The 1,254-nt window shown below is 76.2% G+C and carries 1 protein-coding gene; it reads right to left on the bottom strand.

The genetic code is table 11. The features are described 5' to 3' along the window. A partial coding sequence (locus tag ADY01_RS35785) for a serine/threonine-protein kinase (protein ID WP_049581074.1) occupies positions 1-1,080 on the bottom strand: 1,080 nt, incomplete at its 3' end. Between the last annotated feature and the right edge of the window lie 174 nt (positions 1,081-1,254).

Below are 1,254 nucleotides of genomic sequence, written 5' to 3'. Positions count from 1 at the left end.
CCGCGGGAGGATCCCCGGAGTCGACGGCGGCGCCGGTGAGCTGGCGAACTCCCCGGGGATCCGCGTGGTCTGACCGGCGCTCACCGGCGGCCCGGCGGGCACGGACGCCGGGGAGGGCAGGGGGTCTCCGGCCGACGGCGGCCGGGGGCCCCACGACGAGGCGGGCCGGTCCGCCCGGGGCCCGTCGAACGCGAGCAGGCTCGTCGCCACCTGTCCCAGCCGCACCGTGAGCCCCGGCGGCAGCCAGTACTCCCGGCCGGCACGCCGCTCCGCCGACGGCAGGATCTGCGCCGGGCCCGGCCGAACGGCCGCGTCCTTCTCCAGGCACCGGAGCACGAGCGTCCGCAGCTCCCCGCTCAGCGGCCCGTCCTCCGGGCCGAGGTGGGGCGCGTCGTGCAGCACCCGGTGCATCACGGTGTGTGCCGGCGCCCCGTCCCCCGAGAACGGGGGGCTGCCGGTCGCGGCGTACGCCAGCACCGCCCCCAGCGCGAACACGTCGACCGCGCCCGTCATGTCCTCGCCCCGGATCTGCTCGGGCGGCATGTACCCGGGAGAGCCGACCATCCCGCCCGTCCGCGTCACCACGCTGGCGTCCACCGATCGCGCGATGCCGAAGTCGATGACCTTCGGCCCCTCCAGCGTCACCATCACGTTCGACGGCTTCAGGTCCCGGTGGATCAGCCCGCTGCCGTGGAACGCCATCAGCGCGCTCGCCAGGCCGTACGCCAGCGCCCAGACCGAGTGCTCCGGCAGCGGCCCGTGCAGCGTGTCCACGGCCTCTCGGAGCGGCACCCCGGCCACGTATCCGGTGGCGGCCCAGGGGACCGCCGACTCGATGTCGTGGTCCAGCACCGGCGCCGTCCATATCCCGCCGACGCGCCGCGCCGACGCGATCTCCGCGCGGAACCGCCGCCTGAAGTGGGCCTCCCGCGCCAGCTCGTCGTGCACGACCTTGACCGCGACCATCCGTCCGCCGGGCGAGCGTCCCAGGAACACCCGTCCCATGCCGCCCTCGCCAAGCCGCCCCAGCAGCCGGTACGGGCCGATGGCCGAGGGGTCCTCCGGATGTAACGCCTCCACCGCCGTCCTCCCTCCTCGACGCCGCGCTCAGCGCCCCCGATCACGGTCGCCCCGTCCCGGAGTCGCCGTCGCGCGTGTGACGCGGCCACCGGTCGCGGGCGTGTCGCGGACCATCATGACGCGTCGCCTCGGGAGGGGTCACCCGGGCGGAGGGGTTCCGGGGGTCAGGAGGGC

Source organism: Streptomyces sp. SBT349 (assembly GCF_001083795.1).
Lineage (GTDB): Bacteria > Actinomycetota > Actinomycetes > Streptomycetales > Streptomycetaceae > Streptomyces.
The sequence above is the reverse complement of the archived record's forward strand: the minus strand, read 5'-3'. Positions and strand labels throughout refer to the sequence as shown.